This window comes from Mesorhizobium sp. M0185, from assembly GCF_040322175.1.
GTDB lineage: Bacteria > Pseudomonadota > Alphaproteobacteria > Rhizobiales > Rhizobiaceae > Mesorhizobium.
The window spans coordinates 87,318-103,373 of the sequence record NZ_JAMYSY010000003.1 but is presented as its reverse complement, the minus strand read 5'-3'; the positions used below and the strand labels follow the sequence as shown (position 1 = coordinate 103,373).

At 62.5% G+C, this 16,056-nt stretch carries 15 protein-coding genes; 6 read left to right on the top strand and 9 right to left on the bottom strand.

Features of this window, described 5'->3' with window-relative positions; genetic code table 11:
* Positions 1-37: 37 nt before the first annotated feature.
* The 6 genes from NKJ20_RS03630 to urtA all read right to left on the bottom strand — a co-directional run bounded on the left by NKJ20_RS03630 (position 38) and on the right by urtA (position 6,227).
* Complete coding sequence (locus NKJ20_RS03630) at positions 38-238, bottom strand: hypothetical protein (RefSeq protein ID WP_023674857.1); 201 nt, start codon at positions 236-238, stop codon at positions 38-40.
* 212 nt (positions 239-450) lie between these two features.
* Positions 451-1,146: an urea ABC transporter ATP-binding subunit UrtE gene (gene urtE, locus NKJ20_RS03625; RefSeq protein ID WP_023674856.1), complete on the bottom strand. Its 696-nt coding sequence runs from the start codon at positions 1,144-1,146 to the stop codon at positions 451-453.
* 70 nt (positions 1,147-1,216) lie between these two features.
* Entirely contained in the window at positions 1,217-1,963 is a 747-nt protein-coding gene (urtD, locus tag NKJ20_RS03620; RefSeq protein WP_023674855.1) for an urea ABC transporter ATP-binding protein UrtD, read from the bottom strand.
* 7 nt (positions 1,964-1,970) lie between these two features.
* Positions 1,971-3,203, bottom strand: coding sequence for an urea ABC transporter permease subunit UrtC (gene urtC / locus NKJ20_RS03615; protein WP_352742625.1), 1,233 nt, complete (start codon positions 3,201-3,203; stop codon positions 1,971-1,973).
* Positions 3,200-4,816, bottom strand: a complete 1,617-nt coding sequence (gene urtB / locus NKJ20_RS03610; RefSeq protein ID WP_352742799.1) for an urea ABC transporter permease subunit UrtB — start codon at positions 4,814-4,816, stop codon at positions 3,200-3,202. The genes urtC and urtB overlap by 4 nt, the downstream gene beginning before the upstream one ends.
* 100 nt (positions 4,817-4,916) lie before the next feature.
* On the bottom strand, positions 4,917-6,227 hold the full coding sequence (urtA, locus tag NKJ20_RS03605) for an urea ABC transporter substrate-binding protein (RefSeq protein ID WP_352742623.1): 1,311 nt from the start codon (positions 6,225-6,227) through the stop codon (positions 4,917-4,919).
* 301 nt (positions 6,228-6,528) lie between these two features.
* Between urtA and NKJ20_RS03600 the strand changes: the two genes are divergently transcribed.
* On the top strand, positions 6,529-6,924 hold the full coding sequence (locus NKJ20_RS03600) for a hypothetical protein (protein WP_352742621.1): 396 nt from the start codon (positions 6,529-6,531) through the stop codon (positions 6,922-6,924).
* A 46-nt stretch (positions 6,925-6,970) separates the two neighbouring features.
* Here NKJ20_RS03600 and NKJ20_RS03595 read toward each other — a convergent pair whose 3' ends face one another.
* Both NKJ20_RS03595 and cckA read right to left on the bottom strand, forming a co-directional pair.
* Positions 6,971-7,681: a purine-nucleoside phosphorylase gene (locus tag NKJ20_RS03595; RefSeq protein ID WP_352742619.1), complete on the bottom strand. Its 711-nt coding sequence runs from the start codon at positions 7,679-7,681 to the stop codon at positions 6,971-6,973.
* A gap of 84 nt (positions 7,682-7,765) precedes the next feature.
* Entirely contained in the window at positions 7,766-10,339 is a 2,574-nt protein-coding gene (gene cckA / locus NKJ20_RS03590) for a cell cycle histidine kinase CckA (protein ID WP_352742617.1), read from the bottom strand.
* A gap of 203 nt (positions 10,340-10,542) precedes the next feature.
* Here cckA and NKJ20_RS03585 point away from each other — a divergent pair, with 203 nt between their 5' ends.
* Positions 10,543-11,295 carry a hypothetical protein gene (locus NKJ20_RS03585; RefSeq protein WP_352742615.1) on the top strand — a complete coding sequence of 251 codons (753 nt, stop codon included), beginning with the start codon at positions 10,543-10,545 and terminating at the stop codon, positions 11,293-11,295.
* A gap of 83 nt (positions 11,296-11,378) precedes the next feature.
* Here the strand turns inward: NKJ20_RS03585 and dksA are convergent, their stop codons facing one another.
* Entirely contained in the window at positions 11,379-11,795 is a 417-nt protein-coding gene (gene dksA / locus NKJ20_RS03580) for an RNA polymerase-binding protein DksA (protein ID WP_023674847.1), read from the bottom strand.
* 260 nt (positions 11,796-12,055) lie between these two features.
* Between dksA and NKJ20_RS03575 the strand changes: the two genes are divergently transcribed.
* From NKJ20_RS03575 to NKJ20_RS03560, 4 genes are all read left to right on the top strand, one after another.
* Entirely contained in the window at positions 12,056-12,559 is a 504-nt protein-coding gene (locus NKJ20_RS03575) for a SixA phosphatase family protein (protein WP_352742613.1), read from the top strand.
* Between the two features lie 62 nt (positions 12,560-12,621).
* Complete coding sequence (locus tag NKJ20_RS03570; RefSeq protein ID WP_352705766.1) at positions 12,622-14,100, top strand: YcjX family GTP-binding protein; 1,479 nt, start codon at positions 12,622-12,624, stop codon at positions 14,098-14,100.
* The gene (locus NKJ20_RS03565) at positions 14,097-15,191 is read left to right on the top strand and encodes a YcjF family protein (RefSeq protein WP_352448741.1); all 1,095 of its coding nucleotides are present in this window, start codon (positions 14,097-14,099) and stop codon (positions 15,189-15,191) included. Before NKJ20_RS03570 ends, NKJ20_RS03565 begins: the two co-directional genes overlap by 4 nt.
* An 87-nt stretch (positions 15,192-15,278) precedes the next feature.
* Positions 15,279-15,833 carry a hypothetical protein gene (locus NKJ20_RS03560; protein ID WP_352742610.1) on the top strand — a complete coding sequence of 185 codons (555 nt, stop codon included), beginning with the start codon at positions 15,279-15,281 and terminating at the stop codon, positions 15,831-15,833.
* The last annotated feature ends 223 nt before the right edge of the window (positions 15,834-16,056 follow it).

Below are 16,056 nucleotides of genomic sequence, written 5' to 3'. Positions count from 1 at the left end.
TGTCGGTGGTCCGCCTGGCTTGGTCCTAAACTACCGGCTATGCGGCGCGTTCGTCCGGACGCCGATCAACCCTGACGATCTCGTTGAAAGCATCGAGATCGACATAGAAGACCTTGGTGATCTCCGCGATGAGTTCGTCGTGGTCATACCCCTGCGATTTCAGAATGTTGATGGCTGTCAGGATATCGACGCGCTCCGTGAGCCGTCGTTTCTGGTAGTCCTCGACATAGCGCTCCATCGTCTGGCCCTGGCTCCCAAGCACCCGAAATGTTGGACGACAACAGATCGTTGGAACGGCTTGCGCGCAAGCGTGCCGGCGCGGCCCGCGCCTTCCCCTGATCTGCCAAATTGGAACTGGTACGGAAAGCGGCCGACTCACCAAGGCCAAGCAAAATCTAGCACGCAATCTTCGGCGCGCCAGAGTTGCAAACCAATGGAATCAATAAGAATTCAGACAGTCAGGAATTTGCGGACGTCCGCCCGGTCGAGATCCTCGGCGGGGCCGGTATGGACGATCTGGCCGCGGTCCATGATATTGACCTCGTCGGCCAATTCCCGGCAGAAATCGAGATATTGTTCGACCAAAAGCACCGCAATGCCGGCCTGGTCGCGCAGATAGCGGACGGCGCGGCCGATGTCCTTGATGATCGACGGCTGGATGCCTTCGGTCGGCTCGTCGAGCACCAGCAGCTTCGGCCGCATCACCAGCGCCCTGCCGATGGCAAGCTGCTGCTGCTGGCCGCCGGAAAGATCGCCGCCGCGGCGCGCGAGCATCTGCTTCAGCACCGGAAACAATTCGAAGACGTGAGCGGGAATGTTGCGATCGGCGCGCTTCAACGGCGCAAAACCGGATTCGAGATTTTCCCGCACCGTAAGCAGCGGAAATATCTCCCTGCCCTGCGGCACGAATGCGATGCCCGACCGGGCGCGATCATACGCCGCGCTCCGGTCGAGCGCCTTCCCCTCGAAGGCAACGCTTCCGCTCGTCAGCCGGTGATGGCCGACGATCGATCTCATCAAACTGGTCTTGCCGACGCCGTTGCGGCCGAGCACGCAGGTGATCTTGCCGGCGCCGGCCTTCAGCGAGACGCCGCGCAGCGCCTGGGCAGCGCCGTAGTGCAGCGTGGCATTGGAGACTTCGAGCATGGTCAGCGCTTTCTCCAACGCGTGAAGAACGAAAGGTCGAAATGATGGAACGGAACGCGCCAGACCATGTTCATCTCCCCAGATAGACTTCGACGACGCGCTCGTCGGCCGAAACGAAGTCGAGACTGCCCTCGGAAAGCACCGAGCCTTCGTGCAGGCAGGTGACCTTGACGCCGAGCTCGCGCACGAAATGCATGTCGTGCTCGACGACAATGACAGAATGGTCGCGCGCGATGTCCCTGAGCAGCCGCGCGGTTTCCTCGGTCTCGGCGTCGGTCATGCCGGCAACCGGTTCGTCGACCAGCAGCAGCTTCGGATCCTGCGCCAGAAGCATGCCGATCTCGAGCCATTGCTTTTGGCCGTGGCTCAGATTGGCGGCGAGTTCGTCACGCTTGTCGCCAAGCCGAATGATGCCGAGGATGTCGTCGATCTGCCGCACGTCCGCGGCCGAACGACGATGGAACAATGCCGGGAAGATCGAGCGCGGGCCTTTCAGCGCCAGCATCAGATTGTCCTCGATCGTGTGGCTTTCGAAGACGGTCGGCTTCTGGAATTTACGGCCGATGCCCATCATGGCGATTTCGGCCTCGTCGTGTTTGGTTAGGTCGACCTCACCGTTGAAGAAAACCTCACCCGCGTCGGGCCGCGTCTTGCCGGTGACGATGTCCATCATCGTCGTCTTTCCTGCGCCGTTGGGGCCGATGATCGCCCGCATCTCGCCCTTGTCGAGCACCAGCGAAAGGTTGTTGATGGCGCGAAACCCGTCGAAGGAAACCGACACGCCGTCGAGATAGAGGATGGTGTTGCTCTTCGACATCAGGCCATCACTCCGCCGGCTGCGGTTCGGCGCCGGAGGCCGACCAGTCGCCCGGCCTTCTCGCCGCCGAGCGGTCGGTTTTCGGCGGCACCGGCGCATCGGGATCGATGCCGACTTCCTCGGCAACCGAGGCCGCCCGCAGCGCCTTGGCGTTGCCGCGCCAGGAATCCCACATGCCGATGATGCCCTTGGGCAGGAACAGCGTGACGGCGACAAACAGTCCGCCCAGCGCAAACAGCCAGAATTCAGGCAGCACGCCGGTGAACCAGGATTTACCGGCATTGACCAGAAGCGCGCCGATGATCGGCCCGACGATAGTGCCGCGCCCGCCGACGGCCGCCCACACCACCACCTCGATCGAATTGGACGGCTCGAATTCGCCAGGGTTGATGATGCCGACCTGCGGCACGTAAAGCGCACCGGCGATGCCGGCCATCACCGCCGACAGGGTGAATGCGAACAGTTTGACGTTCTCCGCCCGCCAGCCGAGGAAGCGTGTGCGGCTTTCGGCGTCGCGCACCGCCATCAAAAGCTTGCCGTACTTGGAACCGACGATTGCCCAGGTGACGAAGACGGCAAACGCCAGCATGACGGCGCTGGCCGCGAACAGCGCCGAGCGCGTCATGTCGGCCTGCACGTTGAAGCTCAAAATGTCCTTGAAATCAGTCAGGCCGTTATTGCCGCCGAAACCCATGTCGTTGCGGAAAAAGGCAAGCAGCAGCGCATAGGTCATCGCCTGGGTGATGATCGACAGGTAGACGCCGGTGACGCGGCTGCGGAAGGCAAACCAGCCGAAGACGAAGGCGAGCAGGCCGGGCACCGCAAGCACCATGACCGCGGCAAACCAGAAATGGTCGAAACCATACCAGAACCATGGCAATTCCTTGTAGTTAAGGAACACCATGAAATCCGGCAGCAACGGATTGCCGTAGACGCCTCGCGAGCCGATCTGGCGCATCAGATACATGCCCATCGCATAGCCGCCGAGTGCGAAGAAGGCGCCGTGGCCGAGCGAGAGGATGCCGCAATAGCCCCAGACGAGATCGAGCGCCAAGGCGAGCAGTGCATAGCAGAGGTATTTGCCGGTGAGCGCGACGATATAGGACGGCACGTAAAACGCACTTGTCGGCGAGACCGCAAGATTGAGCAGCGGCACGACGATTGCAACCGCCAGTAGGATGAAGATGGTGATGGCGACGCGGCGGTCGGCGCCGGCGGCAAAGAAGCGTCCCGTGATCATGCTTCCACCGACCTGCCCTTTAGCGCGAACAGACCGCGCGGGCGTTTCTGGATGAACAGGATGATCAGCACCAGGACGACGATCTTGCCGAGCACTGCTCCGGCATAAGGTTCGAGGAACTTGTTGACGATGCCGAGCGAGAAAGCGCCGACCAGCGTGCCCCAAAGATTGCCGACACCGCCGAAAACGACGACCATGAAGCTGTCGATGATGTAGCCGCGGCCGAGATTGGGCGAGACGTTGTCGATCTGGCTGAGCGCGACACCGGCGATGCCGGCAATGCCGGAGCCGAGTGCAAACGTTAGCGCATCGACCCAAGGCGTCCTGATGCCCATCGAGGCGGCCATGCGGCGATTGGCGGTGACGGCACGCATCTGCAGCCCCCAGGGCGTGCGTTTCATCACGTAGAGCAGCACCGCGAACACGCCGAGCGCGAATACCAGGATCCAGAGCCGGTTCCAGGTCACGGCAAGCTGGCCGATATTGAACGAGCCGGACATCCATGACGGGTTGCCTACCTCCTGGTTGGTCGGCCCGAAGATGGTGCGTACGGCCTGCTGCAGGATCAGCGACACACCCCATGTCGCCAGCAGCGTCTCCAGCGGCCGTCCATAGAGGAAGCGGATCAGCCCGCGCTCGATGACAAGGCCGACGAGCGCCGCCACCAGGAAGGCCAGCGGCAGGGCGATGACCAGCGACCAGTCGAACAGGCCGGGAAAGGAATTGCGGATAACCTCCTGCACGACGAAGGTCGTGTAGGCGCCGAGCATGACCATCTCGCCATGCGCCATGTTGATGACGCCCATGACGCCGAAGGTGATGGCCAGGCCAATCGCCGCCAGCAGCAGCACCGATCCAAGCGATATGCCATACCAGATATTCTGGCCGGCATCCCACAGCGCCAGCGTCGAATTGATGTTGGCGATCGCAGCCGTCGCCGCGTCCTTCACCGCACCTTCGGAATTGGCCTCTACCGACGTGAGCAGCGACACCGCATCGCGGTCGCTGCGCGCACCGATGAGCCCGATTGCCGCCAGTTTGTCGGCCTCCGGCCTGTCGGAAACGAGAATCGACGCGGCGCGGGCCTGTTCTAGCAGCGCCTTGACGCTTGCCACGCTCTCATTTGCGATCGCGGTGTCGAGCGGCTCGATGTTTGCCGCGTCCGGCGTCTTGAACATTGTGTCGGCGGCGGCAATGCGCACGGCCGGATCCTTGGAGCCAAGCGTCAGTGTGCCCAGCGCGTCGCGGATAACGCGGCGCAGCGTGTTGTTGACCTTGATCTTGGTGATGTCGGCCTTGGCAGCTTCGCCCGATCTTTCGCCGGTAAGCGCATCGAGCAGCTCGATGCCGTCGCCGCTCTCCTTGCCGACAAAGACCAGTGAATCGGCCTTGCGCACGTAAAGGCTGCCCTCCGCAAGCGCGGCAAGCGGCCGTTCTACGGCCGGATCGCCGGAAGCCGCAAGCTCCCGCACCACGGCTTCTATCGCCGGAAAATTGGCGGCGGTAGCGAATTTGGCGATGACCACGCGCAGATCTGCTTCGCTGGCGTTCGACGGCAGCAGCATCCCCAGGAGAAGGAGCAGCATCAGGCCAATCGCGCGGATCAGGATCATTGGTTTCTGGTGGCTCATGAAGATTGAATGTCGCCTCCGGGCAGGCTGGAGGAGGAGCCTGCCCGGAGGCTTGCGGGTCTGGGAGGACAGACCGGGAGGATCAGTTGGTTCCCTTGCCGCCGCATTTGCCGGTGGCAACGTTGAAGTTGCCGCAGGACAGAGGCGCGCGCCAATCGGAGATCAGGTCCTTGGAGTCAGGCAGATAGTCGGACCACTCGTCGCCCATCACCAGGCCGGGCGTCTGCGAAACGGTTTCGAACTGGCCGTCGGCCTGGATTTCGCCGATCAGCACCGGCTTGGTAATGTGATGGTTCGGCATCATCGTCGAATAACCGCCGGTCAGGTTCGGCACCGAGACGCCGACCATGGCGTCGATTACCTTGTCCGGATCGGTGGTGCCGGCCTTCTCGACCGCCTTCACCCACATGTTGAAGCCGATATAATGGGCTTCCATCGGGTCGTTGGTGGTGCGCTTGTCGTTCTTGATGAATTTGTGCCAGTCGGCGATGAACTTCGCGTTCTCGGGCGTGTCGACGCTCTCGAAATAGTTCCAGGCGGCGAGATGGCCGACCAGCGGCGCAGTGTCCAGACCGGCAAGCTCTTCCTCGCCGACCGAGAAGGCCATGACCGGGATGTCCTCGGCCTTGATGCCCTGGTTGCCGAGCTCCTTGTAGAACGGCACGTTGGCGTCGCCATTGACGGTCGAGACCACGGCGGTCTTCTTGCCGGCCGAGCCGAACTTCTTGATCGCCGAAACTTCGGTCTGCCAGTCGGAGAAGCCGAACGGCGTGTAGTTGACCATGATGTCTTCCGCAGCGACGCCCTTGGCCTTCAGATAGGCCTCGAGGATTTTGTTAGTGGTGCGCGGGTAGACGTAGTCGGTGCCTTCGAGAACCCAGCGCTTCACCGAACCGCCGTCCTCGCTCATCAGATAGTCGACCGCGGGAATGGCTTGCTGGTTCGGCGCCGCACCGGTGTAGAACACGTTGCGTTCGCTCTCCTCGCCCTCATACTGGACGGGATAGAAAAGGATGTTGTCGAGTTCGCTGAACACCGGCAGCACCGATTTGCGCGACACCGAGGTCCAGCAGCCGAACACCGCCGCGACCTTGTCCTTGGAGATCAGCTCGCGCGCCTTTTCGGCGAACAGCGGCCAGTTGGAAGCCGGATCGACGACCACCGCCTCGAGCGTCTTGCCGAGCAGGCCACCCTTGGCATTCTGCTCTTCGATGAGCATCAGCATGGCGTCCTTCAGCGTCGTCTCCGAGATCGCCATGGTTCCCGACAGCGAATGGAGGATGCCGACCTTGATGGTGTCGTCGGCCGCCTTGGCGGGAACGCTCATCAGCAGGCCGGCGGTGACCACGCCGGCCGAAAACATTTTTGTTATTGTCGAGAAACTGCCCCTCATACTTTTAAACTCCCAAGCTGGTTAACTGCATCGGAACAGACCATGCAACGGCTGTGCCAATCACCGGCGAAAGATCGGAGGGTTTGAGATTTCCCAGCCCTGTCAGTCGGTTAATGTATTAGCCGCAGGAGATGAACCTCGCCTGCCAGGTTTGAAATGAGAAAAGATCACTCGTATCAGCCTAAGTTTTACTCATATACAGGCAAATGCCCGAATTTTGAGCAGCATCATATGAGCACTGGCGAGGATTGCAGCGCCGCAGCGAAATGGGGCAAGTTCGAACCCTTAAACGAGCGACGCCATGGCCTTCCGAACGTCTTGCATTTTCATCACCATGCTTCTGCTGGCGACGACGACCGTAGCGCGCACCGGCTTCAGCGACGGCAAGCTGCCGGACGGCTCCTATCATTGCGAAGTCTATCTGCTGGGCATGTTTCTCAGCCTCGGCGACATTACCATCAAGGGAAACGTCTATGGCGGTCCGGTTAGCTTCGGCACCGCGCCGCAGAGTTATAACTACCAGATGGATGCAGACGGGGTGATTACCTGGCTGGGTCCGCTGGGCGGCTACACCAGCGGTGGCAACTCGATCTCGCTTACGCAAGCGACGCTGGAAAGCGGAACCACCCCGTCCTTCGACATCATCATGAAGCAGCCAGACGGCGCCTTTACCGCCTCGACCTGCACGAAGCGTTGAAAAGTACGGAACCTGGCGAGCTTCCCTACTCCGAAGTAGAAGCCGCCTAGCTCTCCGCCGCCATGTCGAGCGCCAGCCGGGTCATATCGGTGAAAAGGCCCTGGCGTTCGGAATAGTCGGTCTGCTCGCCGGTTGCCACATTGTCGACGACGGTCAGGATCGACAGCGCCCGGGCGCCGAAATCGGCCGCAATGCGGTAGAGTGCGCTGGTTTCCATATCCACGGCGAGCGCCCCCTGTGCCTGTGCTTCGGCAAAGCGTTCGCGCCCCAGCGGATGATAAAAAATGTCGCTGCAGATCGTCAGCCCGGCCCGATGGTCGATGCCGAGTTCCGCAGCCCGGGCCAACGCCTGGGCCAAAAATGCCGGATCGGGGCCGGCATCGGCACGATAGAGCCCAAAAACCTGGCCGCTCTCCGCATTTTCGCCACGCACCGATTGTGCGATCACCAGGCTGCGCAGCGCCGTCTCGGCGGTCAGGCCACCGCAGGTGCCGGTGCGGATCAACGTTTTCGCACCGTAGAAATCCAGCAGCTCGTGCACGTAGACCAGGAATGACGGGACGCCGATGCCGGTGGACTGGACGCTGACAGGCTTGCCGCGAAACAACCCGGTAAAGCCGAGCGCGCCGCGGCGGCGGTTGACGCAGCGCGGCGCTTCCAGAAAGGTCTCCGCCATCCATTCAGCGCGCTGCGGGTCGCCCGGCAGCAGCACCGTGCTTGCGTAGTCGCCTTTGCTAGCCTCGTTGTGTGGCGTCACGGCATGCTTTCCAAAACCCGTCGCCCGTTTCGCCTGCAATCATGGCAGTCTCACGACATTGCGCAAGCGGAGCGTTGGAAGCGGTCAGGATTCCAGCATGTCCTTTACGATCGTGGCCAATTGCTTGAGCGAAAACGGCTTCGGCAAGAAGCCGAAATGCGCGTCGGCCGGCAAGTTCTTGGCGAACGCGTCTTCGGCATAGCCGGACACGAAGATGAACTTGATGTCGGGCTGCCGTTTGCGCAATTCGCCAAGCAGCGTCGGGCCGTCCATTTCCGGCATCACCACGTCCGACACCACGACGTCGACCTTGCCGCCGAGCGCTTCGTAGACTTCAAGCGCCTCGACGCCCGACGACGCCTCGTGGACGGTGTAGCCGCGCGATTTCAGCGCCCGCATGCCGCCCATGCGCACGGCGTCCTCGTCCTCGACCAGCAGCACCGTGGCCGAGCCCGACAGATCCTTGGCTGAGTCGGCGATCTTGGCGGGGGCGGCCGGCACTTCTCCAGCCTCGCCCGCCTTCCTTGCCTCCGCAATGTGCCGCGGCAGGAAGATGCGGAACACGGATCCCTTGCCGACTTCGGAATCGCAGAAGATGAAGCCGCCTGTCTGCTTGATGATGCCATAGACCATGGACAGGCCGAGTCCGGTTCCCTTGCCAACCTCCTTTGTCGTGAAGAAGGGCTCGAAGATCTTTTTCAGCACATCAGGCGCGATGCCGCTGCCGCTGTCCTCGACCTCGACCAGCACATAGTCGGCCGGAGTAAGTTCGCGGTAGGAAAAGGTCTTGCACTCTCCGGCGCTGACGTTGCGGGTGCGCACCGTGAGGTCGCCGCCGGCCGGCATCGCATCGCGCGCATTGACCACCAGATTGACCACCACTTGCTCGAACTGCCCGATATCGACCCTGACCGGCCACAGGTCGCGGCCATGGTCGATCTTGAGCTTGATATCGTTGCCGACCAGCCGGGCAAGCAGCATTCTGAGATCGGCGAGCACGTCGGTCAGGTTGAGCACCTCCGGCCGCAGCGTCTGCTTGCGCGAGAAGGCCAGCAACTGCCGCACCAGCGAGGCCGCCCGGTTGGCATTCTGCTTGATGTTCATGATGTCCGGGAATGACGGATCGGACGGCCGGTGGTTGGTCAACAGCAGGTCCGAGGCCATGATGATGGCGGTCAGCACATTGTTGAAATCATGCGCGATGCCGCCGGCGAGTTGGCCGACCGCCTGCATCTTCTGGCTCTGCGCCATCTGGCCCTCGAGGGCCTTTTGCTCAGTAGTCTCCACGGCATAGACGATGGCCGATTCCTCGGCGCCCTCGCCACCGGTACCGTCTGCGACCGCGTTGACGTAGAAGCGTATGTGGCGCTCCTCATTGCCGGGCAGCACCGTATCGATCGGCTCGATGTCAGCCTGTTGCTGGCGTGCCTTTTCAAAGGCCGCGGCGAAAGCCGGCCGGTCGCGCTCGTGGATCACCGTATCCAGCCGCACACGCCGATCGACCGCGTCGCGGTCGACGACCGAGGAAAACAGCGACAGGAATGGCGCATTGGTGCGCAGGATGCGGCCGGCATGGTCGACGCCGGCTATCGCCATCGGCGTCGAGTTGAAGAACCGCGTGAAGCGTATTTCCGATGCGCGGAGGTCGGCCGAAGCGTCCTCGCCTTGCGTCCGGTTGAGCACGATGGTGCGAGTCGGGCCGTTGAGACCCTCTCGGCTGGCCGAGACACGATGCATGAAGCGCACCGGCAGCGCCTCGCCGGTCATCGTCGTCAGATCGAGGTCGATAACGGCATTGCGCGTGGTACCAGCGTCGGCCTTGACCGAACGGACCAGCGCCATGCCGTCCCCGGCGACGATCTCCGGCAGCGTGATGGCGCCGGGAGTGAAGCTGGCCAGGTCGATGCCCAGCCACTCCGCAAGAGTCGCGTTGATATAGGTGACGCGGCCTTCCTGGTCGGCCGAAAAGAAACCGGCCGGCGCATGGTCGAGGTGATCGATCGCCTTTTGGAGGTCGAGAAAGAACCGCTCCTGCTCGGCCCGTTCCCGCGAGATATCGGCAAGCTGCCAGGCAAGCATGGGCAGCCGCTGGCCGGGAACGCTGAAGGCGCGGGCCCGAACGCGGTACCAGCGCGCGCCCGGTTCGGCGCCTGGCCGAATGGACTGCGCGAGCCGAAACTCGCCGTCGCCCGGCTGGCCGTCCCGCAGGCCGGACGCCAGCCGGTATATGGTCACCGAGGCCTCGGGAACGTCTGAAAGCAAACCTTCGACGGTCTTGAGGTCGGCGGCCGACTCGGCACCCGTCATATCGGCATAGGTCCGGTTGGCGTAGATGATACGGCCTTTGGTGTCGGTGACCAGGAGACCTTGCGACATCGAATCGACGAAAGCTTTCGACAGTTCGTCGCTTGTCGAGCGCGGCGTGATGTGCACGAAGCCGATCGCAGTGGCGAATAGAAAGCCGACGCCGATCATCGCCAGCACGCCAAGCATGCCAAGCAGGAATGGATCGCCAAGGCGCTCGCGGAAAAGGCCGAAGACGATCGCTGCCCCAGTCAGGACGACGATGAAGACGATGAGCCGGGTGACCGCTCCCGGTCGCGTGTTCTGGTCGACGATAGGTACCGGATAGAAATCGCCGCGCGCTTCCTTGGCCATGTGCCCCCTGCTCGTGAATTCCGGTGTCGGTTGAATCATATTCTCAGGGTTGGGAAAAGGCCCGGCTGCAGATGTCCGCTAAAAATGACGCCGTTCGGCTCCCGGCGTTTCAAGCTGTTCACGAAGCGTGAAAGGCAACTTGCGGTGGCCTGCCGCAACAGTCTAGTGTCGCTTCTCTTCGAAAGCTGATTTTGGGGGAACCAATGCTGCAATGGCTGGATGGCGTGGCGGGTCCTGGTTATGCCGCAGCAATCCTATGGACGTTTGCAGTACTTGTCCTTCTGCTCATCATTCTTCTTATCATCAGGCTGATCCGCAGCCTGACGTTCGGGACATTCGTCGCCGGCGGCAGGAACCGCAAGACGCGGCTGGCTGTCATGGATGCCACAGCGGTCGACAGTCACCGGCGGCTGGTGCTGGTGCGCCGTGACGATATCGAGCACCTGCTCTTGATCGGTGGTCCGACCGACGTCGTCGTCGAGCGCGACATCAGGCTCTCGGCGTTGCGGCGCCCGGCATTGACCGGAGACAACGGCCACCAGCCGGCAGCAAGGTCTGCTTCGACCACAGCCGCGCCGGTGAGGCAAGCGCCACCGCAGCCGGCAAGCGTAACCGCGACCCCTGTCCAAGCCCGCCAGACGGCGACGATGCCGGCAACAATGCCGGCGCCGGCGCCGAAACCGGCATCGAACGTCACACCGTTGCCAAGTTATGGATCCGTCAACGCCAATGCCTCGCGGCATGCGCAGCCGCCGGCAAGACAGGACTCCCCGGCAAGATACGAGCCGCCGGCACAGCACGAGTCGATTGACGATGCGCTGATGAAGGAGCTGGAGGTTTCCCTCGACGAGCCACGCTTCAGCCAAACGCCGAGCAAGCCGGTGGCGAAGGCATCGCCCTCTCTCGACGACGAGATGACGAAGCTCCTCGGCGAGTTGTCCAATCAGAAAAGATAGGCCGATAGCGAACGGCCAATGAAAATGGCCGGAAAACCGGCCATTGTGAACGCTTTACCGATGCCGCTGTTTTTCCCGGCGACTCAGTCGTCGCGGTAGACCTTCTCGCGCCGCTCATGGCGCTCCTGTGCCTCGATCGACAAGGTGGCGATCGGGCGCGCGTCGAGCCGCTTCAGCGCGATCGGCTCGCCCGTCTCCTCGCAATAACCGTAAGTGCCTTCGTCAAGGCGCTGGAGGGCCGAATCGATCTTGGAGATGAGTTTTCGCTGGCGATCGCGGGCGCGAAGTTCGATGGCGCGGTCGGTTTCGGAGGAGGCGCGATCGGCGAGGTCGGGGTGGTTGGCGTTTTCCTGCTGCAGGATTTCGAGAGTTTCGCGCGCTTCGCGCAAGATGTCGTTCTTCCAGGTGACGAGCTTCATGCGAAAGTAGGATTTCTGCCGCTCGTTCATGAACGGCTCGTCTTCGGAGGGCACGTAATCGGCGGTAACGATGTCGTTCATTCGACTCACCCAACAAACCCCAAATTTGGCGCCTATATATTCGCGGACCGAAAGCTGCACAAGGTCAATCGACAACAGTTTCACGCAATTGTTAGTCTCGGACAAACCAGCATCGGCGATGCCCTTTTTGCGAAGAATACGACCGAATCCGTACATGATTCGCTATGCTTGAGGGGTGCTTGCCATTGCGCACGGAGCTCTTCTGATGGCAAATCCTGCGGCGTGCTGACGGGTTCGGTGCCCGGCACAACGGGGACCCGGTGATCAGACTTTACCTCCTGAGGCATGCGAAGGCCGGCTGGGCGCTGCCTGGCGTGGCTGACTTCGACCGCCCGCTCGATCCATCCGGCTTCGCCGATTCCGAAGCGATGGGCGTGCTGATGCGTTCGCGCAAATATGCACCGGCCCTCACCCTTTGCTCAAGCGCCAGGCGCGCCCGCCAGACGCTGGAAAGCTTGGCTGGCCATACGGACACGGGCCGGGTGCTGTTCTGTGACACCCTCTACAGCGACGATGCCGCCGCATACCTCACTGCCATCCGGCAGAATGGCGGGCTGGATGCCTTGCTCGTCATCGGCCACAATCCGATGATTGAGGATCTCGCCATGGCGCTCTCAGGCGACGGCGACGAGACCGCGCGGGCCATGCTGAACCACGGCTTCCCGACCTCCGCACTTGCGGTGGTCCGGTTCAACGGCAGACTTGCCGAGGCTGCGCCAGGCACCGGCTATCTCGAAGCCTTCCTGACGCCTGCCGATATCTGAGGCCATTTCAAAGCCGCGCATCAAAGCCTATATCGGATCCTGACCGGCCCGCGAGAACAGATTTGGCATCATCGCTGACGACTTTTACCGACGAGGCGAAGATTGCCTTGGATACGTTGTCAGGCCGCGCTGCCGGGCTTTTCGCTCCGTCACTGCGTCTTGGCGTGACCGGGCTGTCTCGCGCCGGCAAGACGGTGTTCATCTCGGCCCTTGTGCACAATCTGGTCCATGGCGGACGCTTGCCGCTGTTTGAGGCACAAAAATCGGGGCGCATCGCCCGCGCTTTTCTCGAAGAGCAGCCGGACGACGCCGTACCACGCTTCCAGTACGAGGATCACATCGCGGCTCTTGTCGACGACCGCGTCTGGCCGGATTCGACGCGTGCGATTTCCGAACTGAGGCTGACCATCGAATACGAATCGGCCTCTGGCTGGAGCCGCATGTTTTCCGCCGGCAAATTGTCGGTCGACATCGTCGATTATCCCGGCGAATGGCTGCTCGACCTGCCGCTGCTCGGCAAGTCCTACGCCGATTTTTCGCGTGAGGCCTTCGAGATGGCCGTGTTGCCGGTGCGTGTCGATCTTTCGCGGGAATGGCAGGCGCTCTCCGCCTCCGTCGACCCCAACGCCGACGCCGACGAGATGACGGCGCGCCGTCTCGCCGAGAGCTTCGCCGCCTATCTCAAGGCCTGCAAACTTGACGAGCGGGCGCTTTCGACCCTGCCGCCCGGCCGCTTCCTGATGCCCGGCGATCTTGAAGGCTCGCCCGCTCTCACCTTCGCGCCGCTGCCGAATCTGGGCGGCCGGCGCGCCCGCTCGGGATCGCTGCAGGCTATGATGGAGCGGCGCTACGAGGCTTACAAGACGCATGTCGTCAAGCCGTTCTTTCGCGAACACATCACGCGTCTCGACCGCCAGATCGTGCTCATCGACGCATTGCAGGCATTGAATGCCGGCCCCGGTGCGATGGCCGATCTGGAGCGCGCGGTCACCGAAATCCTGTCCTGTTTCCGGCCCGGCCGGGGCAACTTCCTGACCGACCTGTTTTCGAGGCGTATCGACCGCATATTGGTGGCCGCGACCAAGGCCGACCATCTGCACCACGAAAGCCACGACCGGCTGCAGGCGATCGTGCGGCGGCTAGCCGACCGAGCCGTGGCGCGGGCGAATTTCACCGGCGCCGACGTCGACGTCGTCGCTATGGCTGCCATGCGCGCGACCCGGGAAGGCACGGTCAAGCAGGGCCGCGAGACTTTGCCGGTCATTATCGGCACGCCATTGCGCGGCGAAAAAATCGATGGCAAAACCTTTGACGGAAAGACCGAAACAGCCATATTTCCCGGTGACTTGCCGGAGAAAGTTGATGCGGTGTTCGACGTTTCCGAATCGACCCGCCCGCAGAACAATGACGACCCCGCGATCCGCTTCGTGCGCTTTCGCCCGCCGAAACTCGAGCGCACCGCCGAGGGTGTGACGCTGTCGCTGCCGCATATCAGGCTCGACCGCGCGCTGCAGTTCCTGATCGGAGATCATCTCGCATGAGTGCGCCCCGCAGACCGGCGGCCTTTCGCATAGAGCCGGAGCCCCAGCAGAAGGAAGATTCGACGGCTCACCATGCTGCGTCCGAGGCCGCGCCGGCGCGAAAGCCGCGTACCGTGACGGCGGATCTTGCCGTGGTCACACCGGCGGAGATCGACGTCTTCGACGAGCCTGATATCGTCGCTGCCGAACCGCCGCCGGCGATTGCGCCGCGAAAACGTTCGCCGCTTGGCAGCCTGTTCTTCGGCGCGCTGGGCGTTCTGGTTTCGCTCGCCGTCGGCCTCTGGACCGACCAGCTGATTCGCGACCTGTTCGAGCGCGCCGAGTGGCTGGGCTGGCTGGCTGCCGCTATGGCCGCGATCGCCATCCTGGCGCTTCTGATCATCCTCGTGCGCGAATTCATGGCGATTGCCCGCCTTGCCGAGGTCGAAAAGTTGCAGAAGCGGGCGCTCGATGCGATTGCCCGTGACGATCCGAAGGCCGCCCGCGCCGTGGTCGACGAGTTGTCGGTCTTTGTCTCGGCCAAGCCTGAAACCGCGGCCGGCAGGCGCTCGCTGGCCGAATTGCGCGGCGAGATCATTGACGGCGGCAATCTGGTGCGGCTGGCCGAGACCGAGATACTCGGCCCGCTCGATGCCCGCGCCAGGGTGATGATCCTCGAAGCGGCGAAGCGCGTCTCCCTGGTGACCGCGGTCAGCCCCCGCGCGCTGGTCGACGTCGCTTATGTCGTGTTCGAAGCCGGCCGGTTGATTCGCCGGCTATCGGAGCTTTATGGCGGCCGCCCCGGCACGCTTGGCTTTTTTCGCCTGGCGCGCAGCGTTCTGGCCCATCTCGCGGTCACCGGGTCGATCGCCGTCGGCGACAGTTTCGTCCAGCAGATCGTCGGCCACGGCCTTGCCGCCCGGCTCTCGGCCAAGCTCGGCGAAGGCGTCGTCAACGGCATGATGACTGCGCGCATCGGCATTGCAGCGATGGAAACCGCAAGGCCCCTGCCCTTTTACGCGGTCAGGCGCCCCGGATTGGGCGATTTCCTCTCCGCGCTGACCTCCTTTGCAGCAAAGAAAGAAAAAGAAACATCCGCTTCCGGAACATGACTATTGCCTTGGGGTGACAAAGCATTAACCAATCTTGTCCATGGTCGGAAGCGTCCAAACCAGTCTCTTTGTTGCCGGGTGTCGTCGATGAAAAGCGTTATTCTGTCCAGCGGGCTGCCCGTGGCGCTCGCGCTTGTCGCAACCGTCGGCATTGCCGGAAAGACCTCGGCGGCGGAACCGGACAAGCAGTTCTTTCGGTCGGTCGAAGGCAAATGGGTCGGCCCCGGGGAAATCGTTGCCGGCAAATACAAGGGCACAAAGTTCACCTGCAGCTTCATCGGCTCGACGCCTGACGGCAAGGTCGGCATGTCGCTCGACGGCGGCTGCCGGGTAGGCATGTTCACCCAGCAGATGTCGGCAACGATCGAACACAAGGGCCGGCAGGGCTACAAGGGCAGCTTTATGGGCGGGGCCGCCGGCTCCGGCCTCGACATTATCGGCGGCAATGTCGTCGATGCGCACAAGGTGGTTTTCACCATCAATCGCAATCAGTTGCGCGGCGTTATGCAGGCGCTTGTCCCCGACGACAATTCAATGACGGTGACCGTTGCCGTGCGCGTCGACCAGCAGCTGGTCCCGGTCATCGGCATGAAGTTGAAGCGGGTCGATGCGGTAGAAGTTGGCTCCATCTCTCCGAACTGAGCCCCCGGCATGAAAAAAGGCGGCAGCCAAACGGCGCCGCCCTCTTTGACATGCAACTGGGCGCTCAGGCTTTGATCGCGGCAGTCACCTCGTCATAGGCCTTGCAGGCCTCGGCTGCTGTCGTGCCGCCCTGATACTTGGTTGTCACCGCCTGAAAGGGCCGCGACTTGATCGTCGCTCGCCCTTCACTGGCCGAAGCCGGGCGTCCTTAGCGCCGGATTGC